29 protein-coding genes and 1 riboswitch are annotated in these 26,007 nt (G+C 38.2%); of the genes, 12 read left to right on the top strand and 17 right to left on the bottom strand.

Features of this window, described 5'->3' with window-relative positions:
- Positions 1 to 11: 11 nt before the first annotated feature.
- On the top strand, positions 12 to 701 hold the full coding sequence (locus EDC24_RS00145) for a VOC family protein (RefSeq protein WP_124218869.1): 690 nt from the start codon (positions 12 to 14) through the stop codon (positions 699 to 701).
- Between the two features lie 99 nt (positions 702 to 800).
- Here EDC24_RS00145 and EDC24_RS00140 read toward each other — a convergent pair whose 3' ends face one another.
- The gene (locus EDC24_RS00140; protein ID WP_124218868.1) at positions 801 to 1,619 is read right to left on the bottom strand and encodes a YwqG family protein; all 819 of its coding nucleotides are present in this window, start codon (positions 1,617 to 1,619) and stop codon (positions 801 to 803) included.
- 42 nt (positions 1,620 to 1,661) lie between these two features.
- Positions 1,662 to 1,907, bottom strand: a complete 246-nt coding sequence (locus tag EDC24_RS00135; protein ID WP_124218867.1) for a hypothetical protein — start codon at positions 1,905 to 1,907, stop codon at positions 1,662 to 1,664.
- 249 nt (positions 1,908 to 2,156) lie between these two features.
- On the opposite strand from EDC24_RS00135, the gene EDC24_RS00130 reads away from it, so the two are divergent.
- Positions 2,157 to 3,938 carry a M3 family oligoendopeptidase gene (locus EDC24_RS00130; RefSeq protein ID WP_124218866.1) on the top strand — a complete coding sequence of 594 codons (1,782 nt, stop codon included), beginning with the start codon at positions 2,157 to 2,159 and terminating at the stop codon, positions 3,936 to 3,938.
- A 99-nt stretch (positions 3,939 to 4,037) separates the two neighbouring features.
- On the opposite strand, the gene EDC24_RS00125 is transcribed toward EDC24_RS00130, so the two are convergent.
- The gene (locus EDC24_RS00125) at positions 4,038 to 4,538 is read right to left on the bottom strand and encodes a GNAT family N-acetyltransferase (RefSeq protein WP_124218865.1); all 501 of its coding nucleotides are present in this window, start codon (positions 4,536 to 4,538) and stop codon (positions 4,038 to 4,040) included.
- Between the two features lie 125 nt (positions 4,539 to 4,663).
- On the opposite strand from EDC24_RS00125, the gene EDC24_RS00120 reads away from it, so the two are divergent.
- From EDC24_RS00120 to EDC24_RS00095, 6 genes are all read left to right on the top strand, one after another.
- Positions 4,664 to 5,020 (top strand): ArsR/SmtB family transcription factor, encoded by a 357-nt coding sequence (locus EDC24_RS00120; RefSeq protein WP_124218864.1) that lies wholly within the window; start codon positions 4,664 to 4,666, stop codon positions 5,018 to 5,020.
- A gap of 3 nt (positions 5,021 to 5,023) precedes the next feature.
- Positions 5,024 to 7,123 (top strand): heavy metal translocating P-type ATPase, encoded by a 2,100-nt coding sequence (locus tag EDC24_RS00115; protein ID WP_124218863.1) that lies wholly within the window; start codon positions 5,024 to 5,026, stop codon positions 7,121 to 7,123.
- 96 nt (positions 7,124 to 7,219) lie between these two features.
- On the top strand, positions 7,220 to 7,399 hold the full coding sequence (locus EDC24_RS00110) for a hypothetical protein (protein WP_124218862.1): 180 nt from the start codon (positions 7,220 to 7,222) through the stop codon (positions 7,397 to 7,399).
- 15 nt (positions 7,400 to 7,414) lie between these two features.
- Positions 7,415 to 7,837 (top strand): hypothetical protein, encoded by a 423-nt coding sequence (locus tag EDC24_RS00105; RefSeq protein WP_124218861.1) that lies wholly within the window; start codon positions 7,415 to 7,417, stop codon positions 7,835 to 7,837.
- A 211-nt stretch (positions 7,838 to 8,048) separates the two neighbouring features.
- Positions 8,049 to 8,615 carry a sigma-70 family RNA polymerase sigma factor gene (locus tag EDC24_RS00100; RefSeq protein WP_124218860.1) on the top strand — a complete coding sequence of 189 codons (567 nt, stop codon included), beginning with the start codon at positions 8,049 to 8,051 and terminating at the stop codon, positions 8,613 to 8,615.
- Positions 8,612 to 9,652, top strand: a complete 1,041-nt coding sequence (locus tag EDC24_RS00095) for a DUF4179 domain-containing protein (protein ID WP_124218859.1) — start codon at positions 8,612 to 8,614, stop codon at positions 9,650 to 9,652. The genes EDC24_RS00100 and EDC24_RS00095 overlap by 4 nt, the downstream gene beginning before the upstream one ends.
- A 19-nt stretch (positions 9,653 to 9,671) precedes the next feature.
- Here EDC24_RS00095 and hisC read toward each other — a convergent pair whose 3' ends face one another.
- From hisC to hisZ, 9 genes are read right to left on the bottom strand one after another with little or no spacing between them, the layout of a single operon-like run.
- Positions 9,672 to 10,730, bottom strand: coding sequence for a histidinol-phosphate transaminase (gene hisC / locus EDC24_RS00090; RefSeq protein WP_124218858.1), 1,059 nt, complete (start codon positions 10,728 to 10,730; stop codon positions 9,672 to 9,674).
- Positions 10,731 to 10,732: 2 nt separating this feature from the next.
- Positions 10,733 to 11,341, bottom strand: coding sequence for a bifunctional phosphoribosyl-AMP cyclohydrolase/phosphoribosyl-ATP diphosphatase HisIE (gene hisIE / locus EDC24_RS00085; protein ID WP_124218857.1), 609 nt, complete (start codon positions 11,339 to 11,341; stop codon positions 10,733 to 10,735).
- A 4-nt stretch (positions 11,342 to 11,345) separates the two neighbouring features.
- Positions 11,346 to 12,101, bottom strand: coding sequence for an imidazole glycerol phosphate synthase subunit HisF (gene hisF, locus EDC24_RS00080; protein ID WP_124218856.1), 756 nt, complete (start codon positions 12,099 to 12,101; stop codon positions 11,346 to 11,348).
- Complete coding sequence (gene hisA / locus EDC24_RS00075; protein ID WP_124218855.1) at positions 12,101 to 12,808, bottom strand: 1-(5-phosphoribosyl)-5-[(5-phosphoribosylamino)methylideneamino]imidazole-4-carboxamide isomerase; 708 nt, start codon at positions 12,806 to 12,808, stop codon at positions 12,101 to 12,103. Before hisA ends, hisF begins: the two co-directional genes overlap by 1 nt.
- On the bottom strand, positions 12,786 to 13,421 hold the full coding sequence (gene hisH, locus EDC24_RS00070; RefSeq protein WP_124218854.1) for an imidazole glycerol phosphate synthase subunit HisH: 636 nt from the start codon (positions 13,419 to 13,421) through the stop codon (positions 12,786 to 12,788). Before hisH ends, hisA begins: the two co-directional genes overlap by 23 nt.
- A complete protein-coding gene (gene hisB, locus EDC24_RS00065; RefSeq protein ID WP_124218853.1) occupies positions 13,422 to 14,006 on the bottom strand; it encodes an imidazoleglycerol-phosphate dehydratase HisB in 585 nt (194 codons plus the stop codon). It abuts the gene before it with no gap.
- Positions 14,007 to 14,020: 14 nt separating this feature from the next.
- Positions 14,021 to 15,304, bottom strand: coding sequence for a histidinol dehydrogenase (gene hisD, locus EDC24_RS00060; RefSeq protein ID WP_124218852.1), 1,284 nt, complete (start codon positions 15,302 to 15,304; stop codon positions 14,021 to 14,023).
- 5 nt (positions 15,305 to 15,309) lie between these two features.
- The gene (gene hisG / locus EDC24_RS00055; protein ID WP_124218851.1) at positions 15,310 to 15,948 is read right to left on the bottom strand and encodes an ATP phosphoribosyltransferase; all 639 of its coding nucleotides are present in this window, start codon (positions 15,946 to 15,948) and stop codon (positions 15,310 to 15,312) included.
- Positions 15,935 to 17,155, bottom strand: a complete 1,221-nt coding sequence (gene hisZ, locus EDC24_RS00050) for an ATP phosphoribosyltransferase regulatory subunit (RefSeq protein WP_124218850.1) — start codon at positions 17,153 to 17,155, stop codon at positions 15,935 to 15,937. Before hisZ ends, hisG begins: the two co-directional genes overlap by 14 nt.
- A gap of 132 nt (positions 17,156 to 17,287) precedes the next feature.
- On the opposite strand from hisZ, the gene EDC24_RS00045 reads away from it, so the two are divergent.
- Positions 17,288 to 18,073 carry a histidinol-phosphatase HisJ family protein gene (locus EDC24_RS00045; protein ID WP_124218849.1) on the top strand — a complete coding sequence of 262 codons (786 nt, stop codon included), beginning with the start codon at positions 17,288 to 17,290 and terminating at the stop codon, positions 18,071 to 18,073.
- 127 nt (positions 18,074 to 18,200) lie between these two features.
- On the opposite strand, the gene EDC24_RS00040 is transcribed toward EDC24_RS00045, so the two are convergent.
- The 4 genes from EDC24_RS00040 to EDC24_RS00025 are packed head-to-tail and all read right to left on the bottom strand — an operon-like array spanning position 18,201 to position 21,894.
- Positions 18,201 to 19,016: a DUF368 domain-containing protein gene (locus EDC24_RS00040; RefSeq protein WP_124218848.1), complete on the bottom strand. Its 816-nt coding sequence runs from the start codon at positions 19,014 to 19,016 to the stop codon at positions 18,201 to 18,203.
- A gap of 60 nt (positions 19,017 to 19,076) precedes the next feature.
- On the bottom strand, positions 19,077 to 19,841 hold the full coding sequence (locus tag EDC24_RS00035) for an ABC transporter ATP-binding protein (protein ID WP_124218847.1): 765 nt from the start codon (positions 19,839 to 19,841) through the stop codon (positions 19,077 to 19,079).
- Positions 19,842 to 19,868: 27 nt separating this feature from the next.
- The gene (locus EDC24_RS00030; protein ID WP_245997916.1) at positions 19,869 to 20,912 is read right to left on the bottom strand and encodes a FecCD family ABC transporter permease; all 1,044 of its coding nucleotides are present in this window, start codon (positions 20,910 to 20,912) and stop codon (positions 19,869 to 19,871) included.
- Positions 20,913 to 20,925: 13 nt separating this feature from the next.
- A complete protein-coding gene (locus EDC24_RS00025; protein WP_170158423.1) occupies positions 20,926 to 21,894 on the bottom strand; it encodes an ABC transporter substrate-binding protein in 969 nt (322 codons plus the stop codon).
- Between the two features lie 120 nt (positions 21,895 to 22,014).
- A riboswitch (cobalamin riboswitch) is annotated at positions 22,015 to 22,197 on the bottom strand.
- A gap of 106 nt (positions 22,198 to 22,303) precedes the next feature.
- On the opposite strand from EDC24_RS00025, the gene EDC24_RS00020 reads away from it, so the two are divergent.
- Entirely contained in the window at positions 22,304 to 23,545 is a 1,242-nt protein-coding gene (locus EDC24_RS00020) for a helix-turn-helix transcriptional regulator (RefSeq protein WP_124218845.1), read from the top strand.
- Between the two features lie 13 nt (positions 23,546 to 23,558).
- Positions 23,559 to 24,332 carry an enoyl-CoA hydratase gene (locus EDC24_RS00015; protein ID WP_124218844.1) on the top strand — a complete coding sequence of 258 codons (774 nt, stop codon included), beginning with the start codon at positions 23,559 to 23,561 and terminating at the stop codon, positions 24,330 to 24,332.
- Positions 24,333 to 24,374: 42 nt separating this feature from the next.
- On the opposite strand, the gene EDC24_RS00010 is transcribed toward EDC24_RS00015, so the two are convergent.
- The gene (locus tag EDC24_RS00010) at positions 24,375 to 24,947 is read right to left on the bottom strand and encodes an NADPH-dependent FMN reductase (protein WP_124218843.1); all 573 of its coding nucleotides are present in this window, start codon (positions 24,945 to 24,947) and stop codon (positions 24,375 to 24,377) included.
- Positions 24,948 to 25,314: 367 nt separating this feature from the next.
- Here EDC24_RS00010 and EDC24_RS15465 point away from each other — a divergent pair, with 367 nt between their 5' ends.
- Positions 25,315 to 25,887 carry a 3D domain-containing protein gene (locus tag EDC24_RS15465; protein ID WP_124218842.1) on the top strand — a complete coding sequence of 191 codons (573 nt, stop codon included), beginning with the start codon at positions 25,315 to 25,317 and terminating at the stop codon, positions 25,885 to 25,887.
- The last annotated feature ends 120 nt before the right edge of the window (positions 25,888 to 26,007 follow it).

The raw sequence follows: 26,007 nt of genomic DNA, 5'->3' as shown, positions 1-26,007 counted from the left end.
GAGTGTTTTGGATGATTGCTTTTGATCATTTAGTGATTTTCTCAAGTGACCCTAAGCGGCACCAGGAGATTTTTTCTGCCTCTCACAAGCAAGTCGGATTGCCAGGTGGTAAGCACGAGCATTGGGGGACCTTTAATCATTTAGCTTTTTATAACAATAATGCGTATGTTGAATGGTTAGGGATTTATAATCTCAATACTGCAAGAGCATCTGATAACCCTCTTATTCAGCACACTGTCCATACGTATGACCAAGGTTTGGAAGGGCCGATTCAGTTTGCATTACGTATAGATGATATCGCTCAATACCAAAAGCATTTTGACGAACAAGGTATTGAGTATGTTGGGCCTTTCCCTGGTGAGCGCACGCGTCCAGATGGTTCTGTTTTAAAATGGAAAATGCTTTTTCCTAAGTATGAGTTTAATCAAGAGCCGCTACCATTTTTAATAGAATGGGACGGTCCAGGCAATGTTCCGACTGACTCACAGGATATTAATAAAAGTGATTTTAATCATGTAACAATTTATTCTGATGATCCGGAATCATTTGCCCACCGTCTACAATATGTTTATCAACTAAATGATTTAAAGCAATCTGAAGACAATCAATGGCAACTAGAGAACGGCAAATTGTTTGTAAAACCAGGCCAAGGCCTAGAAGCGCGATTTAAGTTTAATTTAATTAAGTTTAAAACGATGTAATCGAACTAACAGGTTCCTTTGAATGCAATTCATATAAAGCAAATTAGATAAGGACTTAGATTTTTTCTAAGTCCTTTTTGAGTGGAAAACTTTATTAAGTTAATGGCAATCCCAATTATAGATCACGTTTGAAAAGTTTAAGTTTAGTAAGTCCTCTTTCTTGATAAAAAAGTTAGCTATACCACTGTCTCCCCACATAATGCCTTTATCAAAGTCACTATCTATTTGGAGTAATAAAATATCTTGTCCAACATAACTTTTTTCATAATCCCTAGGGTCACTTTGTGTGAAATAAGGATATCCACCAACCTTATGTCCATCCCCTAAGAATGTATCGTTATAAACTTCCCAAAGTTCTTTTTCACCTTCACCATCACTCACTTGAACTGATAAATCCACACTATCACCTAGCAACTCATCAATTTTAAAATCTGCGATAGATACTGGTTCATATTCGATGTTAAATATTAATGATAATTCGTGTTGCATCGGAAAGTATTCAGTATCAAGGTCATCCAAGTATGAGAAGTCAGAAACTAATAATGACTTATCTTTCTCTATCTTGTCATGAAATAATACTTTGAAATTTTTCTGATTTGTCATATTATCAAATTCAATACCCATCACATCGTCTTCGGCTGAGATAAAGAACTGTAATATTCCTTCCTTGGGCATATTATCTAATAGTGGAATTTCTTCAAAATTCAACTGAGCTAACAATTTCATAGGTCTATCCCTAGCATCCTTTGGGTGTTCCATTGTCTTGGGTAAGTATGGATAGCCTGCAAACTTACTTTGATAGATATCCGTTTTTATTTTTGATGTAGAAATTTTAACGACAGGTTTTACCGTGCTTTCAATTTGACTTCGATAGATTTCTAATTCTTTCGGTAAAGTTAATTTTGGAGTATCACTCATATTTAACCGCCACCTTAACGTGATTTAATTTACTAAACAATTTTAATCTTTGAAGAAACCTAAAGCACCAACGAAAAAGCCAAAAATAACAAAGCCAAATTCAATTAAGATAATCATAGTATTTTTAGGTAGATTAGGTTCAATTAATAAAATGCCACCCGTTAAAATAAACAAAAGTCCAAGGATCATAATTTCAGTGCTACTTTTTTTTGATAAAATCCCCTTTAAAGAAAAACTTAAAACAATTACAATGACAGCAATAATTAGAAACAATCCCCATAATGTCATTAATTTGCCTCTCCTCTTATTAATTTTCTTCTTGAGTGCGCACTTTAACTTATTTTACCACATAAATTTTTTAGTTACTTAAAAATTCTATCAATTTAAAACCCTTCATTTTAATCTACAATTTCATATTTAAAGACTTCTTTTTAAATTATTTCCAGTTCCGAAATATTCTTTAACCGAAGTATTTCATGTGATATAATATGAGTTATAATTTTATGAAAATTTTGAAGCTAATTAGGAGGTCAACCTATGAGTCAAACAACTTACCCAGTCGTATGGGATTTAAATGTCTTTTTTAAAGGTGGAAGTGAGTCACCGGAATTTCGTCAGCATTTAGATCAGACGAAAGAACGCGTGCGTACATACGCAGAACGTACATCCAATTTCAAAACACCAACGACAGCATCAGACGTCGGCCAAGTCGCTGAACTATTAGATGAGACAGCGGACATTGTTCAACATATGGGACAAGCAGGAGCCTTTGTGAGCTGCTTAGAAGCTCAAGATATGAGTGATCATAAAGCAAGCGCATTACGTAGTGAAATTACAGAATTAAGTGCTCTATATGGTTCTGCATTTAATGTTTTGAAACAAAAACTAGCCCAAACTGAAGAAAGCGTTTGGAACGAATTATTAAAAGATAATCGATTAGCTGAAGTAGAATTCGTCTTAAACGAATGGCGTACACAAGCTCAAGAACAGCTTTCTGAAGATGAAGAAGCACTCATTTCAGCATTATCTGTTGATGGGTATCATGCTTGGGGCCAGATGTACAACACGATTGTGGGTCAAATGACTGTCAACGTTAATGGTGAAGAGTTATCGGTTGGACAAGCCAATAATCTTTTATCCCACGAAGACCCAAACGTGCGTCAAGAAGCTTACGAAAAACTAGAAGCCGCTTGGAAAGAAAAAGAATCGCTATTTGCGAAAACGTTAAATCACTTAGCAGGGTTCCGTTTAAACGTTTATAAAAAGCGCGGTTGGGACAATGTGTTAAAAGAACCACTTTCCATTAACCGCATGAAACAAGAAACACTTGATGCAATGTGGGGTGCGATTTCGAAAAACAAAGATCCATTTGTTAACTATCTAAACCGCAAAGCTGAACTTTTAGGCAAAGATAAGTTGGAGTGGTATGATTTAGCCGCACCAACACAGAAAAATAAGAAAAAGCTTTCTTACGATGAAGGTGCTGAGTTTATTCTAAAGCATTTTGATAAATTCAGTCCGAAAATGGCAAGCTTTGCAAAGACGGCTTTTGAAGATGCCTGGATTGAAGCTGAAGATCGCCCTGGTAAACGTCCAGGTGGTTTCTGTACTGGTTTTCCATTAAACCAGCAGTCACGTATTTTTATGACGTACAGTGGCTCCATGTCTAACGTTGCGACATTAGCTCACGAACTTGGCCATGCGTTTCACTCGTATGCGCTTAAAGATGTTCACCCGCTAAACCGTCGTTATGCGATGAACGTTGCTGAGACAGCGTCGACATTTGCAGAGATGATTGTCGCAGATGCATCTGTCAAGCAAGCTTCTTCAGATGAAGAAAAAGTTGCTTTACTTGAAGACAAATTACAACGAAGTGTTGCTTTCTTTATGAACATTCATTCTCGTTTCCTATTCGAGACACGTTTTTATGAAGAACGTAAAAATGGATTTGTACCCGCAAGCCGCTTAAATGAGTTAACAGACGAAGCACAGCGTGAGGCTTATCGTGATACGGTTAACACAACTAGCCCAAGCTACTGGTCGAATAAACTACACTTCCATATTACGGGTGTACCGTTCTATAACTTCCCGTACACATTCGGCTACCTGTTCTCATTAAGCATTTATGCGAAAGCACTTGAAGAAGGAACGAGCTATGAGAATAAATACATTGCTTTACTACAAGATACAGCTGTCATGACAGTTGAAGATCTAGCAATGAAGCATTTAGGTGAAGATATTACGCAAGAATCATTCTGGGAAAAAGGAATCCAGCTTTGTAAAAATGATGTAGAAGAATATTTATCACTTACGAAATAATAAAGACAAAGGGTTGATCCAAATAGTTGGATCAACCCTTTTTTAACAGTATTAAGCAGTAATTTTATAGTATTAAGCACTAAATGAAATTATTAAACACTAATCAACATTCTTTTCATAATACACAAAAGGCTCTTTATAATAGCCGTGTGGCTCAGATGCGACATATGAATAACCTGCTTTTTCAAACAAACGTAGCGCAGCTTTATTGGATCCATTCGTATCTGTTCTTAGAGAGGGTACTCCTATTTGTTTTGCCAACTCATCTGCATATTGATAAAAAGCGAGTCCTATACCTTTATGACGAGAGTCTGGATCAACAGCCAAGCGTTTCATACAAAGATAAGGTTTTTTAGAAATTTTCCAAGGAATCTCATCATATTCATGGTGTCCTTCATCGCTTATACAGGCTGCACCATGAATTTTCCCACCTTGCTCAAAGACATATAACTGTCCATTATGTAAATCCGCTTCATAATGCTCTTTTGTCGGATACGTATCATCCCACTGATCGTTTCCTTCTTGTTTCATTTTCTGTTTAGCTCGTTCAACTAAATCAACTATTTGATCTAAATCCGTTAGTTTACCTCCACGAATCATGTTGTCACCTCTTTCTATTTGTAAAATTTTAATCGAATTAAATTGGGTAATCAAATGATTGACATTCAAATATATATTTGAATATAATATACTCAAACGAACATTTGAATGAAAGAGGTTAAAAAATGAAACTTCCTAATTGTACGTCCGCTGTGACGGAAGAGGAATTGCAACATGTCTATACATCCCTTAACGAAGTTCCGATTAAATCGGTTAGTCAATTGTTTAAAGTTTTAAGCGATGAAACACGCATTAAAATCGCTCATTCCCTTACGATACAAGAAGAATTGTGCGTATGTGATGTAGCTGCGATCACCGATACATCAGTTGCTAGCGCTTCTCATCATTTACGTACGTTAAAAAAACACGGTTTAGCCAAAATAAGAAAAGATGGCAAAAACGTTTATTATTCGCTCGATGACCATCACGTCCATGACTTAATTAAAGTTGCAATCGAGCACCAGGAGGAACTGGAGGAATAAACTATGTCCGATACAGAGCAAAGTTTTTACGTTCAAGGCATGTCTTGTGCCAACTGCGCGAAAACATTCGAAAGCAATGTTAAAGAAATTTCGACGGTCAAAAATGCCGACGTTAATTTCGGTGCTTCAAAAATCACGGTCGAAGGCTCAGCAACAATTGAAGAGCTCGAACGTGCTGGTTCGTTTGAAAATTTAAAAGTGACCCAAGAATTTGAAGAAACTCCGAGAAAAACACTTTGGGGTTATGTTAAAGAAAACGGAAATGTCGTTGGCTCGTTAATCTTATTAGCGCTAGGGATTGGTCTTTTCTTCCAACTTGGAGAAGAGCATCCTGTGACAATCGGTTCTTTTATTGCCTCGATCGTCATTGGAGGGCACCGCCTCTTCATAGCAGGTTTTCAAAACCCCATTAAATTACGATTTGATATGAAAACGCTGATGACGATTGCAGTTATTGGTGCAGCACTAATCGGTGAATGGATTGAAGGTGCCGCTGTTGTGATCTTATTTGCGATTAGTGAAGCCCTTGAGTCTTATAGTATGGATAAAGCCCGAAACTCCATTAAATCATTGATGGGCATTGCGCCGAAAACCGCATTTGTTATGCGTCACGGTGAAAAGCAAGAAGTTCACGTCGATGATATTCAAGTTAACGATATCGTGATTGTTAAACCAGGTGAGAAAATTCCGGTTGACGGTGTTGTCGCTAAGGGTGAATCGTCCATTAATCAGGCAGCCATTACAGGTGAGTCTGTTCCAGTTTATAAAGCGATCAACGATGACGTTTTCGCTGGTACGTTAAACGAAGAAGGTTATCTAGAAATCAAAGTCACGAAACTTGTTAAGGACACTACGTTAGCTAAAATTATTCACCTAGTAGAAGAAGCTCAAAACGAAAAGGCACCTGCTCAACAATTTGTAGACCGTTTCGCACAATATTATACGCCTTTGATTATGCTAATGGCGCTAGGCGTTGCAACCTTGCCTCCATTATTATTGGGTGCAAGTTTTGAGGTTTGGCTATATCAAGGTTTAGCTGTATTAGTTGTTGGCTGTCCTTGTGCCCTAGTCGTGTCAACACCTGTCGCAATCGTGACGGCTATCGGAAGTGCTGCACGAAATGGTGTGTTAGTCAAAGGTGGCGCCTACCTTGAAACGTTGGGCAATATTAATGCCATTGCCTTTGATAAAACAGGAACGATTACACAAGGAAGACCTGTAGTGCAACGTTATCAAAACTTATCTCTGCTCAGTGATCATGAATGGTTTTCCATCGCGAGCAGTCTTGAACAACAATCTCAGCACCCGCTTGCTCAGGCAGTCATTCATTATGCCGAACAATTTGACCTATCTTCTTATGAAGTCAAGGATTTTCAATCTGTAACCGGCAAAGGCATCGTCGGAACGATTAACGGCTCACGCTATCAAATAGGGAGTCCAGACATGTTTAATCTTGGTCCTTCAACGCAACATGAAGTAGAGGCGTTACAAGAACAGGGTCACACGGTCGTATTGATGAGTGAAAATGATCAAATCATAGGCTTAATTGCCATTGCCGATGCAGTTCGTGACATGTCTAAGGATATGGTAGGCGAATTGCACAAATTAGGCATGGACCATTCCATCTTATTAACAGGTGACAATGCGAAAACAGCTCGCTCAATCTCTGAGCAAGTTGGCATCAAAGAATATTTATCACAATTGCTGCCAAAAGATAAACAAACTGAAATTAAACAACTCAGTCAAAAATACGGGAAGGTTGCCATGGTCGGTGATGGCGTCAATGACGCACCAGCCCTCGCAACAGCTGATGTCGGGATCGCCATGGGCAGTGCTGGTACCGACACAGCACTCGAAACCGCAGACATTGCCTTAATGGGAGACGACTTAAACAAACTACCATTTACCGTTCGTCTAAGTCGCCGCACCCTAAACATTATTAAACAAAACATTGGCTTTGCCTTAGGCTTAAAAGTCCTCGCCCTTTTACTTGTCATCCCGGGATGGCTAACATTATGGATCGCTATCTTAGCAGATATGGGCGCGACATTGCTTGTAACACTGAATGCACTAAGGCTTATTAAAAATAAAGAAAATAATTAACTAAAAAGCAGTTCAACTCTGATTGAACTGCTTTTTATAATATTCATAATATTTTGTGATAAAATAGACTAAAAATGTTAATTAAAGGGAGTCATTATGCTATACACATTTTTAATTGTTTTAGGTTCATTAATATTAGGATTTTTACTCTATCAAGTTCCGTTAATCCAACAGGTCTTTTCACACAGCGACCTATCTGGCATGTTTCAATTAGCTAACTTTATTATTTTAATTGTTATCTTATATTTATTATTGAAAGATCGGACTGACTATTAAGGAAGGTGTTCGGCATTGAGAAAAAGGTGGATAATCTTAATCATACTCGTCATCTTAATTGGAGCGACTTTTATTTTTGTCAATCAAGCAAATCAAACGACATATGGTAATGAAATATCAACTCTAGTAAATGAAGACGACATTCAAGAGATCGAGATTGAAGATATACGAAACAACAAGCAATTCCGCACTAACGACCAACAGGTGATTCATGATATTATAACTAAACCCTCTGATATGCAACTACAAAAAGTAAATAACCCTCCAAAATTCGATTACACCATAGGTATTAAAACTAGCAATTCAGAGACATATTTCATAATGTTAGGAGAAAACCGATTACAAATTGCAGGTGGGTATCACCATGAAGTTGATCAGGTCAATGAACTTTATGACATAATCCAAAGTTCAAGTTATGATTGGGAGCCATTAGAATAAATGTTTGAAATAAATTAACCAACTAGTTCTAGCTAGTTGGTTAATTTTTTGTTCTCTACGTTCCCTAAGTTTCTTCCTTACTTATTTCAAAAAATTGGTACAATTAAATTATACTGATAAATTTTTTGAGAGATTTTTACTTATTCTTCGTTATATAGGATAAGAAACGCTTTTTCCATGCATGGAATTTTTGTAAAAGGGGTTTGAAGAAATGGAGATTACTGAGAAGAATTTCATTAAACAATTGAAAAAGCAAAACGAACAAGCTCTGGAGTACATTGTGGATCAATACCTTCCATTAATTAAAGGGATTACCTACAAAGTACTCTCTCCTATCAACCAGCAATCGTTACTCGATGAATGTATAAATGATATTTTCTTATCTATTTGGAACAACTCTAAAAAGTTTAAGGGGCAAAAGGTTGATTTTGAGAAATGGATTTGTGCCATTGCTAAGTTTAAAGCTGTCGATTTTTACAGAAAGGCTTCTAATAATCAAGATATTCCTGTTGAACAAATCAACCATTCGCATAGCCAATCTCCTGAGGATTCATATGTTGAAATGGAAAATAATCAAGATTTAATAAATTTACTCAATCAATTAAAGCCAATCGATAAAGAAATTTTAATTCGTAAATATTACTTTGATGAAAGTTCAAAAGAGATTGCCCAAGCTTTAGATTTATCCATAACGTCCGTGGACAATCGCATATATCGAGGTAAAAAGAAGTTATCCGGAGAAATTAATAAGTTCGAATTAGGAGGGAATGTTCTATGAAAAATGTTTATGATCTCCTCAATCATATCGACATCAATATAAATGAAATTGATGAAATCGAGGCTAGTGAATTAGAAAAAAGAAGACTTAAAAATTCTCTTAGACAACAAATTCAACAACAGCGTAAAAGCTTTAAATGGAAAAAACAGATAGTAGCCATAGCTATGACATTTAGCTTATTATTTTTAGGGGTATCTTTAACCTCTCAAGCTATAGACATACCTGGGTTTAGTAATGTTTTTAGTTTTTTTATGGGTGAAGAAGCCGAGGATTACCAGGAAAACGCCACAGACGTTAATCAAGTAGCTTATAGCAGTGGTATTGAATTTACCATTGATGAAATCGTTTATGACGGAAGAACAGCATTTTTAACCTTTCAAATACAAAGTGAAAAAGAATTAGGTCCTAACCCAAAAATTGTGGGAGAACCAGGATTTTTACATTACGGAGGACTAATGGACTTAAACATAACTAGATTAACTAAGAACACATATGTTGGTATGGCTACACTGTCACACTCTCAAAATTATATAGATGAGTCATATATTGTTTGGGAGCCTTATAGCGTGACTCTGGACCATCAGAATAACATTCATGGAGATTGGTACTTCAAGATCCCTATAAAAACTACTGATAATAATATCATGGATTTAGATCATCAATTAGAAACAGAAAATGTAGAAGTAAATATGGATCAATTAGTACAGACACCAATGAATTCCATATTATATTTCGATTATAGTATTAAAGATGACACCTTTGAGCAATGGGATTTTAAAATTATGAATTTCACGGTTTATGATAATTTAGGAAACGAGTATGAATGGGAAAATAAGATTGACCGAGGTGATAAAAACCGATCTTACATTGGCATGTTAGATAAAAATCCAGAAGCAACAAAATTAATCATTAAACCTACACTTCAACTCTCAATGGCTGATAACAACAATGAAGATGGTAGTATGTCACGCTCAATAAACAGTGATGAACCGCAAGAGGTTATTGAACTAGAAGAAATAACGATTGACTTAGATTAAATAATAATGGTCAGCGCAATCATTTAGCGCTGACCTTTTGTTTGATATGATCTACCAATGCCTGCATTTCCTCTTCTGTTCCAATAGAAATTCGGATATAGTCTTCTAAGTTATCAAAATATCTAATGTAAATCTTAGAGTTTTTAAGTTTTTCATAAAGTTCACGAGCTTGGATTTCAGTCGGTTTACAAAAAAGAAAATTGGCACTAGAAGGTAAGACTTCAAACCCTTTTTGTTGAAGCTCATATCGGGTCCACTCTCTTGTATTTACAACTCGTTCAATTACTTCACTATAATAGCCATCATCCTGCAACGCCGCTTCAGCCCCAGCTAATGTGACACGATTAATCGTGTAAGAGTTAAACGAATTTTTAATACGTTCAAGCCCTTCAATGAGTTCTGGACTCCCAATTGCATATCCTAGTCGTATGCCGGCGAGGGCGTGTGATTTCGATAACGTGCGCGTAATGAGGACGTTTGGGTATTTTTTCGTTAAAGGAGCAGCTGTTTCCGCGCCAAAAGCGACATACGCTTCGTCGATGATGACGACTTGGTTCGGGTTGCCTTGAATCACCTTTTCGATATCATTTAAAGAAAGTGCGAGACCTGTTGGTGCATTGGGGTTCGGAAAGATCACGCCACCAATGGAATTACACATACCGTCAACATTTATAGAAAAATCGTCGTTCAATGGAACCGTTTGATATGGAATGTCATACAACTTGGCATACACGGGGTAAAAACTATACGTAATGTCTGGAAACTTAATCGCTTCATTGTGCTCGAAAAACGCTTGAAACGCAAAGGCTAATACTTCATCAGAACCATTCCCGACAAATACGTTTTTGGGCGCCACACCCTCTCGATTAGCAATGACGTTTTTCAACGTATCGACGGTTGGGCTTGGGTATTTACGCAAATCATCTCCGATTTCATTTTGCATAGCCTCCAACGCTTTAGGCGATGGCGGATAAGGATTTTCGTTCGTATTTAACTTAATAACATCCGTCTCCTTAGGCTGTTCCCCTGGCACGTAAGGCTTCGTCTTTCGAACCGTGCTGCTCCAGAACTTACTCATGATTAGTCCCCTTTCACTCGTTTTGTTAACTCCTCTTTCACGCGCTCGATTGGCAAGTCTTTCTCCGCTAATAACACTAAAATATGATAAGTGAGGTCTGCGATTTCCATGGCTAAGTTTTCATCGTCATTGTTTTTTGCACCGATGATCACTTCACTCGCTTCTTCGCCAACCTTCTTTAAAATTTTATCCACGCCTTCATCGAATAAATAATTCGTATAAGAGCCTTCTTTAGGATATTCACGACGATCTAAAATCGACTCAAATATTTGATGCACGACTTCACGCTTAAATGACGGCTCTTCACCGATGTCAAAGTCTCTATAAAAACAGCTCTTCTCTCCTGTGTGACAAGCGGGCCCTTTTGGTTCCACTTGAAGCAATATCGTATCTTCATCGCAATCGTAGCTTATTTGTTTCACTGTTTGGGTATTGCCAGAAGTTGCTCCTTTATTCCAAAGTTCTTGTCTGCTCCGGCTATAAAACCAAGATGTTTTCGTTTCTTTTGTCTTCTGTAATGCTTCATCGTTCATATACGCGAGCATGAGCACGTCGCCTGTTTTATAATCCTGCACAATAGCTGGAATTAAACCGTCTTCGTTAAAATTCATATGATCACCCTAACCTTATTGGTAAATCCTCATTCGATAAAAATTGTTTTAAGTCTTGAATCTCAATTTCTCCAAAGTGGAAAACGGACGCTGCTAGAGCTGCATCTGCTCCATTTTTTAACACATCTAGAAAATGTTCGTTTTTTCCTGCGCCACCCGAGGCTACAACAGGCACATTGACTGTTTGTGCTAATTGCCCGGTCACCTCAACGTCATAACCTGTTTTAACACCATCAGCATTCATAACGTTTAGTACAATCTCACCTGCGCCACGCTGAACACCTTCACGAGCCCACTCAAACAGTTCAAGCCCTGTATCTTTTCTGCCACCTTGGACAAATACGTTCCACTGACCATTTACAAACTTCGTATCAATGGATAACACAACACATTGATCACCGAATCGCTCAGATGCTAGATTAATTAAACCCGGGTTTCGCACAGCGGCACTGTTGACCGACACTTTATCGGCACCAGCCTTAAGAACGGTTCGAAAATCATCAACCGTCGCAATGCCCCCTCCAACGGTAAATGGAATATGCACTTCCTCTGCAACACGCTCGACGACATCTAAAAAGATCGACCGCTTCTCATGCGAAGCTGTAATATCATAAAACACCAATTCATCTGCCCCTAGTTCACTATATTGCTTCCCTAAAACCACTGGGTCATCGACATCTTGGATATTTTGAAATTGAGTCCCTTTTACGACTCGCCCATCACGAACGTCGAGACATGGAATAATTCGTTTGGCTAACATTAAACTTCCTCCATCACGGCTTTAAGGTCAATTTTTCCTTCGTACAAGGCCTTTCCGATGATAGCGCCGTAGATTCCCATTCCGCTCAGAGCTTGAATATCATCTAGACTTGTGACACCGCCTGATGCAATGACATCTATGGACGTTGCATCATTCATATAATTTAACTCGCTCAAGTTTGGGCCTTGAAGCATGCCGTCTTTTGATATGTCTGTATAAACGATCGTTTGAACACCTGCTGACTCTAGCTCTTTTACGAAATCTAACGCCCTTAAAGTCGATGTTTCCATCCAGCCATCTGTTGCAACATAACCATCTCTAGCATCTATTGAAACCACGACCTGACTTCCAAACTTAGCCACAGACCGTTTAACAAAGTCAGGTTCCTTTACAGCAGCCGTTCCTAAAATAACTCGTTCAACACCAATGTCTAATAACGCTTTAATCCGTTCCTCTGACCGAATGCCTCCACCAACCTGAATGGGCACGTCAACTTCGTCGGCAATCGTTTGTATGACTTTTAAATTATTAGATGAATCACCTTTAGCAGCATCTAAATCGACTATGTGTAAATACGTTGCGCCTTCGCGTATCCACCGTTTCGCCATTTCAACTGGGTTGCCGTACTGAGTTTCCTGATCATAATCGCCTTGAAGTAATCGGACGCTTTGTTGATTTCGAATATCAATTGCTGGAAATATGTTCACGACTCACCATCTCCCCGAAGTTTTTCAATAATTGCATACCGACTTTTGAACTTTTCTCTGGATGAAATTGCATTCCCACAACATGGTCGCGCAATACAGCCGATGTAAAACGCTGACCATAATCTGTTTTAAACAACACGTCTTGTTCGTTATTCGCTTTAGCAAAAAAGGAATGAACGAAATAGACATAATCACCGTCTTGAATGCCACGCACCATGGGATGATTTTTGTAGTGATTCTCTGTTTCTAGCTGATTCCATCCCATATGAGGAACTTTTAAATCCGTATTAAATCGAACAATTTCTCCTGGAATTATACCTAACCCTTCATGTTCACCGTGCTCATAACTTTTATCAAATAACAACTGCATGCCTAAACAAATGCCAAGTAATGGTTTACCATTGGCAACTTCCTCAACGATTTTTTGATCAAAACCCTTCTCACGCAAACGGTCCATCGCATGGCCAAAAGCGCCTACACCAGGTAAAATCATGCCATTCGCTCGGCTTAAATCATCAGGTTGATTCGTTATAAAAGACTCTAATTCTAAAAGATTTAGTGCGTGTTTGACGTTTCGTAAATTACCCGCTCCATAATCAATAATGGCAATCATCTATAACGTCCCTTTCGTCGATGGCACTTGACCATTCGGATCTACTACGGTGACTGCTTCATTTAGCACGCGACCAAACCCTTTGAAAATAGATTCAATGATGTGGTGACTGTTCCGTCCGTGAATCAATTTAACATGCAACGTGATACCCGCTTGATTCACGAATGCTCTAAAAAATTCTTCCACTAACTCGGTATCAAACGATCCTACTTTTTCAGGTAATCCTTCTACATCAAAAACTAAATAAGGTCTATTAGAAACATCTACCGATACTAAACTTAACGACTCATCCATCGGCGTAAAATCTGATGCATATCGTTTAATCCCTTTTTTATCACCTAAGGCTTCTTTGAACACTTGCCCTAACACAATCCCAACGTCTTCAACGGTATGATGAAAATCGACATCTAAATCACCAGCAGCGTTCACCTTAAGCTCAAATGCTCCGTGAGCCGCAAATAGCGTCAACATATGATTAAAGAAACCAACTCCTGTATCGATCTCAGTTTGATTCAGACCATCAATATTTAGTGTTAAATTAATTTTTGTTTCTGTTGTTTCTCGATTAATCGTTGCTTCACGCATTAGATCATCACTCCTTACTCAAACCGTTTACGAATGGAAGCCGCATGTCCGTCAAGACCTTCTTCCTCCGCAAATCGTTGAATGTTTTGTTCCACTTGGCTTAACGCTTCCCGATCATAATAAATGACACTCGCCTTTTTCATAAAATCGTAGACTCCTAGCGGTGATGAAAACTTAGCAGTTCCATTCGTCGGAAGCGTGTGATTAGGACCAGCCCAATAATCGCCTAACGGTTCAGGGGAATAATCTCCTAAAAATATAGCTCCAGCGTTTTGAACACTGCCTAATCGTTCGAATGGATTTTCGACCATTAATTCTAAATGTTCAGGGGCTAATTCATTAATCAGTTCAAAACCAACGTCTAGATCTGACACAACATATATCGCGCTTTGATGTTGAATTGACTGCTGTAAAATTTGTTTTCGTTTGCGCTCTTCCAATTGACGATCAACTTCAAGTTGAGTTTGAATCGCTATTTCATGTGAAGTCGTAACTAAAATGGCAGAAGCTAATTCATCGTGTTCAGCTTGAGCTAAGAGGTCAGCTGCGACATATTCTGGATTCGCAGTGTCATCAGCTAAAATACAAACCTCGCTAGGACCTGCGATCATATCAATCCCGACATCTCCAAATACGTATTTTTTTGCGCGTGCCACATAAGCATTTCCGGGACCCGTAATCTTATCAACAGGCTTCAAATTCTCTGTACCATAAGCAAGTGTCGCAATGCCGTGGGCACCGCCTACTTTTAGAATCTGTGTGGCACCTGCAATCCTTGCTGCCACAATCGTCATCGGATTGACGCTCCCATCTTGACCTGCAGGAGTCGTAACGACAATGTCTTTCACTCCAGCAACTTTTGCCGGAAGGATATTCATTAACACTGTTGATGGGTAAGCGGCTTTTCCACCTGGGACATAAACGCCTACGCGCTCAATCGGTGTCACTTGTTGACCGAGCCAAATGCCTTGCTTCTGGTGTTCATACCAAGATTGTTCTTTTTGAAGTCGGTGATACGATTCTATGTTGTCTTTTGCTTCCTCAAGAATGTTTACCATCTCATCTGATACTGACTGAAATGCCCGCCCAATTTCCTCCTCACTAACGAAAAGAGAATCTAGCTCTGCTTGATCCAGTTCCTTTATATATTGAAATACAGCTGACTCTCCTTCTTGTTTGATCGTCTCAACGATTGTTTTAACTCGCTCGTCTATGACACGTAAATCCTGGTTTTCACGGTCTTTTTTCGATGTTTTTATGGATGGAATATCTGCTCTTTCCACTCCCGTGATTTGCATGTTTTTCACCCCTGCCTTACAGCAATAACTTCTTTTACTTCTTCGATTAGTGGTTTCAATGCTTGATTTTTCGTTTTAAAACTAGCTTTATTCGCAACTAGCCTTGCACTTATATCATGCATATTCTCAAGAATCTCTAGGCCGTTTTCATCTAAAGTTCGTCCCGTTTCAACAATATCGACAATGACATCTGATAATCCGACTAACGGTGCGAGTTCTACTGATCCGTTTAACTTAATCGTTTCAATTTGCTTCCCTTGATCGCTGAAATATTGTGATGCCACTTTGGGGTACTTTGTCGCAACTGATAATTTAACGGCCTGATTTATATCAAAATGAGTAGGGCCAGCTACTGCAAAGCGGCACTTCCCAAATCCTAAATCGACAATTTCAAAAACGTCTGCATTCGTTTCTAAAAGTGTATCTTTTCCTGCAATCCCAAGGTCAGCAGCACCATTTTCAACATACGTTGTCACGTCTAAAGCTTTAACTAAGATCACTTCGAAGTTTTCACAATCACTAGGGATAATTAATTTTCGACTATCCTCGTAAAAAGCTGAAAAACGAATGCCCATGGTTTCAAACAACTGAATGCTCTTTTCAGCTAGACGACCTTTTGTCAGTGCAATTTTAATTTTTTCCATACATATGACCTACCTTGTCAATTAAATCTTCGGTGGACTCAAAAGGCGTGTGTTCATCGCGTAGTTGAATTAATTTTTGATCTAGATCGACGTTTAGTTCGGTTTCGTAACTAAATAAATTGACAACCATACCAGCTTGCCTAAGCTGTCGAGCTACTTGAAAGGCCTCGATTGTTTTTTCGCTATGCACTCCTACTTGAATGGTTTCGTGTTTTAAAAAATGATGTTGTTTCTCAAGGACATCAATTAACTGGTCAATATAGACCCCAAAACCTATCGCATCCATTGGCAACCCGAATTCTTCAGTTAAGCGATCATAACGTCCACCTTGGATAATGGAGCGGCCGAAGCCATGAACGTACCCTTGGAACATCAGTCCAGTGTAATAATTAAGGTTATTAACTAGACCGAGATCAACTGAAATATAGTCTGCTAAATTCAATTCTTCTAATTGTTGAACCACCCACTCAAGCTCATAGATCGCTTCACGCATGTCATCGTTTAGTGCTAAAGATTTAGCTTCGTTGACAACACTTAAAGGGTTTCCAAATAAATCCGTCAGACGCATCAAAACGTTTTTGGATTTCTTATCAATCTTGTATTTGCCTAAAACTTGTTCTAACTCTGATTCGTTTTTCTGCTCTAGTTTCTCCTGAATTAGTCTCTCATCAGCAGGTGTTAAGTTCATCGTTTTCAATAATGACTGAAAAAATTTAGCCTGACCTAAATCAATCTGAAACCGCTCAACTCCAATTGCTTGTAACGATTCAATGGCTAATACAATCATTTCTACATCGACGTAAGCATCTTTCTCTTTAAAACACTCAACCCCTAGTTGAGTAAAAGACCGCGAAAACACGTCGGACTCACCATTTTGCATTCTAAATATATTCGTAACATATGATAGCCTTTCAAACGGCTTTTTATCAGCTGAACTGGCGACCATTCTGGCAATCGGAATAGTCGCATCAGGCCTCAACACTAAAATTTTCCCATCGTGATCGATTAATTTAATCATTTGATCTGTATCTAATGTATTCGGCATGCTCATGAACAAATCATAATATTCAAATGTTGGTGTTTGAATGGGTTTAAACCCGTATAATTTTGTGAGTTGATTGATTTGGCCTATGACATATTCTTTTTTTTCGTAGTCGTTAGAGTAAAGATCTGACACTCCTTGAGGCAATTGTTTGTCGAATGGCATAATCAACTTCCTTTATCTCTCTATTTGTTTATCACTTTATCAGATTAAAGATAATGTTTATTTTAATGGGTGTACAGAATCCTGTCAAGGTATTAGAATGAGATTTAAAGATTTGCAGAAAGGAAGAATCACATGCACGACAATCACATGCACTCAACATTTTCAGCGGACTGTGAAGCACGAATGGAAGACATGGCTGAGGCTGCAATCAAACGCGGGTTAACATCGATTACGTTAACCGATCATATCGATTATGATTACCCAGACCCAACGATTGAATTTGATGTAGACTTAGAGGCGTATGAAAAAGTTTTTCAAGACGTCAAACAACAATATGCTGATCGATTGACCATTCATAAAGGAATTGAATTAGGGATTCAGCCACATTTAGTAGATTCATATAAAACATTAACTGAATCCAATCACTTCGACTTTATTATTTTATCGATGCATACGACTGATCGTAAGGATTTACACTCTGGTAAGCTTTTCGAGGATTACACAATTGATGAGGCATACGAAAAATACTATACAGAATTACTTGATTGCGTAAAAGATTATGATGCCTTCAGTATTTTAGGTCATCTAGATCTCGTCACCCGCTACAAATACGAAGAAGGCGTGCACCACTTCCATGAGGTCATAGAAGAGATTTTCAAAACCATCATCCCACGCGGACAAGGCATTGAAATTAACACATCAGGCTACAAATACAATATGAACCGATTATTACCAAGCAAAGATATCTTACAGCTTTATTATGATATGGGCGGCGAGATTATTACCGTAGGATCAGACGCTCACAAACCTGTGCGCGTTGGCGACCGGATTGATGAAGCTTATAATTTGTTAAAAGATATTGGATTCAAGTATGTCTCGACTTTCAAAGATCGCAAGCCGGTTTTTCATAAACTATAAATAGAGAATAAATCTGCAAGTTTAGATAATAAAGTTAGTTTGAGCAATTCCCTTATCGGAAATTGCTCTTTTTTAGACACAAAAAAGAGCATCAAATTGAGTTACAATTCAATGCTCTGACAACATTTTAATGTTCAATTTTCCCTAATCCATAAGCCACTAACAACCCAATGATTAAGAAAATCATACTGAGTACATTCATCATCATATCAGTATCAAATCCCGGAAAAATAACGAATAACGATCCAATGACTAAGCCGATAATTAAAGCATAAGTTTGATAGTAAAATTTATGGAACAGATAGCGCAAAATCTTACTCATAATGAGTAAACCAAACGCAATCCCCAAACCAAGTGGAATCAGTGCTTCAAATACAAATTCGTGAATGGCATGGGAAAATGTCGGATACATTCCAACTAAAACTAATAGCATCGACCCGCTAATTCCTGGTAAAATCATAGCTGTGCTGGCGAGCCATCCTGATAAAAACAGAATAAGGTAAGTCGTTGGATCAAAAGTTGTAATAGCATCACCTACTGGATCTTGTTCTAAGAAAAACATGGACCCAACGAGTAATATGGCCACAACTAATAATACATAATGTGTTCTTTCAAATGTTTCCTTGTAATTCGACTTCCGGGCTAGGAATGGAATGACTCCGGCAATTAATCCTAAAAATAAAAATGAGACCTGATCCGGATAATGTTTTAACGCCCAATTAATAACCCCCGTCAAGCTCCACATGGCAAATAAAATACCAACAGCAAGCGGAATTAAAAATGCAAGGCTTTGTTTCCATCTTTTTGTAAAAACATCATTGATTGATTCAATAAATCGTTCGTAAATACCGAGGATAACGGCGATCGTACCGCCACTGACACCTGGGACAATATCGCTCGCTCCCATAAGAAGACCGCGGTATAGGTTTCTCCATTCAATCATTCATATTTCCCCATTTCCTGTTTCGTTCTCTACTACATTATACTAGACAAGCTCTTTATATTATAACAAAATTTGAGGAATATTTGATTTCGGGTGACGGATAATTTCCGGGTCTGTTTGATAAACAGATTGCAACGTTTCTCTTGCAATGATTTGTTCACTCGTTCCGATATTCACAATTTCACCTTGGTTCATCAACACTAACTCATCACAAAATTGTGCAGCTAAATTCAAGTCGTGTAACACCATAAGCACCGTTAGACCTTCGCGTTTTTGCCAACTCTGAACTAAATTTAAGATTTGGCGTTGATGACCGATATCTAAGAACGTCGTTGGCTCATCTAAAATGAGTAACTGCGGATGCTGAACCATGGCTTTCGCGATTGCGACTCGCTGACGTTCACCACCGCTAAGCGTATCCAACATTTGGTCGCGAAACTCGGAAAGACCTGTTGTTTCAAGGACGTCTTCAACCAATTCATGATCTTTTTTTCCTTCTCGTTGAAAAAAACCTAAATGCGGATAGCGCCCCATCAATACAGCATCGTACACCGTAATAGGATAAGGTGCCAGCCCGTCTTGGGATAAAACCGCAATATGTTGCGCTAACTTTTTGACTGACCATTTTTGAACGTCTTCTCCGAAAAAATGAATACAACCACTGCTCGGTTTCTCTAAAGCTGAGATTAACTTGACTAAAGTTGACTTCCCAGCACCGTTTGGGCCAATTAATCCTATGCTTTTTCCTTTATCAAGAGAAAAACTCACATCATGAACAATTTGCTTATCTCCGATCGTTTTACTTACCTGTTGTAATTCAAGCATTTAAAGCCCTCCTGTATAGGCTGTGAATTAGAAAAAACCGCGCTTTGCTCGACGTAATAAATATCCGAAAAATGGCGCTCCGAGAAATGCTGTAATGACACCCAATGGTAACTCTCTAGGGGCCATAATCGTTCTCGCAAAAGCATCGGCTCCAACTAAAAAGATCGCGCCGCCAATAATGGATAAAGGTAAAATCACTCGATAATCTGCTCCAAATAGCAACCTTATAATATGTGGGACGACTAACCCAACAAAACCGATTGCACCAGAGACAGAAACAGCAGCACCTGTAATAATCGAAGCTAACACTAATAAAATGAACCGTGTCCGCTGTACTGAAACCCCACTGTGGTGCGCTGCTTCTTCACCAAGCCCTAACATATTTAATTCTTTTATAAAGAACAATGACACAATACTGATCACAATCATAATCGGGAAAATCATTTGATTATAATCCCATTCAGTTAAAGCTAAGCTTCCCATCATCCAAAACACAATCGTCTGCAACTTTTCATTTGAAAGTGCTAAGACTAATGACAAACAAGCACCGACAAATGATTGCACGACCACTCCTGCCAAAATAATCGTCTCAAGTCGCACCTTTTGATTAACTCTAGACAAATAGTAGACAATGAGTAAACTAAGAAAACCAAATAGAAAGGCGACAGCAGGAAGCGTAAAGCTACCTAGCCACCATACGTTAACACCCAATACGATCACTAATGCCGCACCAAAAGAAGCTCCGGAAGAAACCCCTAAAATAAACGGATCAGCTAAAGGGTTCCGGAGCACACCTTGGTATAGAGCGCCAGCTAAAGCTAGCGCTGCTCCTACCATTGCACCTAGTATGACACGCGGCAGTCGTAAATCCCAAACAATCGTTTCAATATTGGATTCCCAACTAACATCAATCCATGAGGAAACACCAGGAATTTTTGAAAAGATAATTTGCCACACGAGTTGCCAACTAATATTAGCTGCCCCTAATGTTACTGATAAGCTCATAACAGCAAGCAGCATAACAATAAAAACAGGAATCCATACCCATAAAACATGAGATGTCTTATTCACAATTCAACGTCCTTTATTCCATTAGATCAGGGTATAACGTTTCAGCCAGTTCTTTTAAACCATCTGCTAGACGTGGTCCCGGACGAGTTAGAAGATCACTGTGTAAATCATAGACCTGTTCTTCCTGAATAGCTGTGACACCTTGCCAATTGTCACGTGCTAACACTTGATCTACAGCGTCTTCCGTATGATAGCCATAAGTCGTAATAATGACATCCGGGTCTTTTTCTAACACCACTTCTTCACTGACTTGTGGCCAACCTTCTTGGTCACCAATAATATTGACTCCACCTGCTAACTCGATTACCTCATCAATAAATGAACCTTCACCACCTGAGAATAGCTCTGGTCCTACCTCGACCCACACTCGCTTCTTCTCTTCTTCTGTTAGGTCACTCACGCCAGTAGTAACGTCATCAATAGTCGTTTGCATGTCATCAATGACATTTTCCGCTTCACCTGTATGACCGGTTGCCTGCCCGACTAACTTTATATCTTCATAAACTTGATCTATGCTTTGAGCACCTAATACTAATACATCCAGCCCTGCATTTCGAAGGGCGTCAATGTCATCAGCATTATTCAAATCAGCCACGACTAAATCGGGATCTAGTGAAACAATTTTTTCAATATTAAGCTGCTGATCACCGACTTTTTCAACCTCTGAAACTTCCTCTGGATAGTTTGCCCACTGTGAGACTCCGACAACCTTGTCTCCAGCATCAACGGCATAAACGATTTCAGTTGCACTTGGGAGAACAGATACGATCGTCTCCGGTTCTTCTTCAATCGTCACTTCTGTATCCGTCTTATCCGTTAAAGTGACGGACTCAAATCCTTCTTCCCCTTGTTCTCCATCTTCCTCAACAGTTTGATCATCTTCGGGATTGGTAGTTTCCTCTTCTCCTTGATCACCTTGGCATGCTGTTAACCCGACAGCAAGGATTACTCCTAGTAACAATAGCCATAATTTCTTCTGCATATTAATCTTCCTTTCTCCATAAAAAATGCCTCCGTTCTCCCCGGAATTAGGAAAACGAAGGCACCCTGCCATACTACGATCACATATCTATCATAGCCGTTCCTTTAACCCCGAAGGAAAACGAGCTAAAACGATTAGGCAGGTCTCCTGGCTTAGGGTCTTAGCTTCTAACCCCTTCCCATCTATTGGACAGTGGTTGATTAGTTGCTACCCATACACAGTGGCGGGACCGCGTCGGATTTTCACCGAACTTCCCTTTTAAGTAAACACCGAAATGTTTACACCCCATCATTCTAGTATTTTATTTTCTATATTTATCTTAATCGTTGAAAATTGATAAGTCAATCTAACACTCTATTATATTATTCAAAATAATGATAAAATTTGACTAAGAAAGTGGGGATGCAAGATGGATCTTGGTTCTATCATACAATTTTACCGAACAAAACAAGGATTAACGCAAAAAGATCTTGCAAATGGTGTGTGCTCTGTTTCCTATTTAAGTAAAATTGAAAGCGGTGCATTGGTTCCTAAGTCAGATACGATTGAACTATTATTCAATCGACTCAACATGGATTATGAAAAGTTAACATCATATGATGAACAAACCATTCAGAGGCAAATTGATCAATTATATAAACAAATTACGTTTGATTACTTAGAACAAGCTAAAGAAATTGTCGATGAATTAAATGATATTATAACGCCTTTTCATGAGATCCATACACAGAACTATTTTGAGCTTATGCATTTTTACTACTTAATTAAGACGAATCCGACGGAGAAATTTAAAGTTAATTTTCAAGACTTATTAAGGTTAGAGACAGAATTTACTGAGCGCAAGCTATTTTATTTTTACAAAATAGTAGGGTTCTATTATAACTGTCACTTAAATGCCAAACAGGCTAACCATTACTTTCACTTAGCAAAAGATATTTTAGAAGACCATAACTTAAGAGATCCTGAGATTTATTATTTACTTGCCCTATCTTACATGGGAATGAACAAGCCTATTTATTCAAATTATTACGTCGGCATTGCCCTTGAGCAATACGCTAACGATTTACTTTATCGAAAAGTAACCGACTGCTATCACTTATTTGGGATTAATTATTTAAACTTAGAAGCATACGACATATCGAAATCCTATTTTAACCAAGTGTTAAAGTCAAAACCAATGGGCGATTCACCAAAAGTACGTTCCCGAGCAACACATAATTTGGCGATCCTTTATTATCGACAAGGAGACTTAGACTACGCATTAGAATTATTATTTGAAGCCTTAAATAACCATGACTATTTATATGATACAGCCCATACAACTTTAATCATTGCAAAGGTTTTCATCGAACAAGGCAAGCATGACAAAGCTCAAGAATACGTTACAAAAGGTGAAGAATTATTACAAGGTACTAATTTTACAAAGGTTCGCCATCGCTTTTATATTTTAAAACATCAACTTCAAAAGCGAACACATGAACAAGATTTTATCGACAGATGTGTAAACGTGATCCTGCCACACTATAAAACGATAGGTGAAAACGGATTAATGAAAGAATTACTACAATTACTTGCAGAAGTCTATACGGAAAAAGAAGAATATCTCAAAGCAATTGACTATTACAAGCAACTAAATGAATTAAAAATATAAATGAGGTGACAAAATGGAAGAAAAAACAGTTTTTGTACATAGGGAAGGGCCTGTAACAACGATTAAACTAAACCGCGAAGACCATTTAAATGCAATGGATGTTGAGCTACTTAATGAATTAGCTGAAGTGTTAGAAGAAGTTCAAAATGATGAATCCAATATTGTGGTTTTAACTGGCAAAGGCAAAGCATTTTCAGCAGGTGGCGACATGAAGACGATGCTGCAATCCTCTGACCCAAAAGCATTTGAGGATGTTATGCAAAAGATTAAGCGTGTTAGTACATTGTTTTTCACCATGCCAAAAATTACAATCTCTGCGTTAAATGGTGCTGCTGCAGGCCTAGGTTTAAGCATTGCTTTGGCAGCGGATTACGTCATTGCGAAAGAAGATGCAAAAGTTGCAATGAACTTCATAGGAATAGGGCTCATCCCAGATGGTGGCGGGCATTTTTATATGGAGCAACGTGTCGGCTCTGTTAAAGCTAAGCAACTTATTTGGGAAGGCCAAATGATGACAGCAAAAGAAGCGAAGCCACTAGGCTTGGTGGATGTCGTTTGTGAAAACCTTGATTCAACATTAAGTGGTTATTTAACAAAATTATCTCAAGCACCACTATTAGCGATGATTGAATCTAAAAAAATTATTAACAACGAACAGTTGCCGCACTTAGAAGAGATTTTAGATCAAGAGACGAAAGGACAAGCTAAAATGCGCCAAACTGAAGATCATAAAGAAGGCGTTGATGCGTTCTTAAACAAGCGAAAACCTGAGTTTAAAGGCGAATAAACACTAAGTAACTCCTGCGGGATTACCCGCAGGAGTTACTTTTTAATAATCAGTCAAACTAAAATCATCGCCATTTTTAATATCTTCACTCATTTTTAAGTATTGATGAAACACGCCAGCAAGCTCCTGAATCCGCTTTAAAATATCCTCATCGATTAACTCATTTTGATGCGAGAAATGATTGGTATGCGTATAAATGTAATTTGGCGTCATTAAACACCTGAAGTAATCCAAAATTGGCTTCAGTTGATGTTCAACCACCAAATGATGCTGATAAGTACCGCCATTACCCAAAATTGCAACTGGCTTATACCGCATAGCTTTTGGGGAAATCAAATCAAACATATTTTTCAAAACACCTGGAATGGATCTCTGAAAAATGGGTGATACGATCACATACCCATCAGCCTCTTCAATCGCTTCAATTAGGTTTTGAGTATCTTCATTGTAAGCCTCTTTAGGGCGCCCATCGGCAAACTCCATTTGATAATCTTCAAGATATAAGTTTTGTAGCTCGTGGCTCGGTATATATTCTATTAATTGTTTTTTTACCTCATTAAGTAAGACTTTCGTTTTCTCACCAACAATTGTGCCGTTGATTAATAGAACTCTCACGATGATATCTCCTTCCTAAGATAACTGTATCTATATCTATTTTATTGCACTGCCAATACCTTTGTGTGTATCTCTATGACTAGTTATTAGAAGTATACAACTTTGCAATAACCCTTCGTCAACTATTTAAGATAGCATAGAAACTTAAATAACTCGATAACTCTTCCTCAATACCGCAATCACAGGATTGATGCAATATGAATATAAACTCATTTTTAATTTGAGACTTTTGTAATGATAATGTCATGTTCCTGTACAAGCGTTGTAATTGACTTGAGACATTCAGCTGATATACTACACAAGGGTTGAAAGAAGAGCATTTCTTTTTAACCACTACTTTAGACACAAATTATATGGAGGGTACGACATGAAACGTGCATTATTTAGTGTGACGGCAACACTTGTCTTGCTGGGCATACTAATGATGTTTAGTTCTCCATTGAACGCATCTCAGATTCATAGTTCAACATTAGAAACTCAATTAGGAGCAAAAGAACATCATGTTCAATTTCTATCAACATCAGAAAGTAATTTAAAACCAAAAGGTGAAATTACATTGATTGAGCCAGAACCAAAACAAGCTCAATCAAGTGAAAATAAACAACAAGAAGAACAAGAAATTCAGCAAGTCAGTGAGACAAGCCAGGAAGGCGAGACTATGTATGTCAAAGCTACAGCTTACACTGCATACTGTGATGGATGCAGCGGAACAACCAGAACAGGTATTGATTTAAGAGCTAATCCAGACAGGAAAGTTATTGCAGTTGACCCGAATGTCATCCCATTAGGTTCCAAAGTATGGGTTGAAGGTTATGGTACAGCTATCGCAGGCGACACTGGTTCCGCCATTAAAGGCAATCGAATTGATATCTTTATGCCAAACGAAGCTGACGCCCTTAGATTTGGCGTTAGACAAGTACGAATTCGTGTAATAGAGTAATTAAACCAAAAATCTCCCCTCATCTAGGTACTGCACCCCAAAAGTTAGAGTAAAAATCTAACTTTTGGGGTGTTTTCATATGGCAAAATATAGTGATAGTTTTAAATTAAAAATTGTTAA

This window comes from Aquisalibacillus elongatus, assembly GCF_003843875.1.
GTDB lineage: Bacteria > Bacillota > Bacilli > Bacillales > Alkalibacillaceae > Aquisalibacillus > Aquisalibacillus elongatus.
Note: the sequence above shows the minus strand (reverse complement) of the source record. Positions and strands in the feature narration are given on the sequence as shown.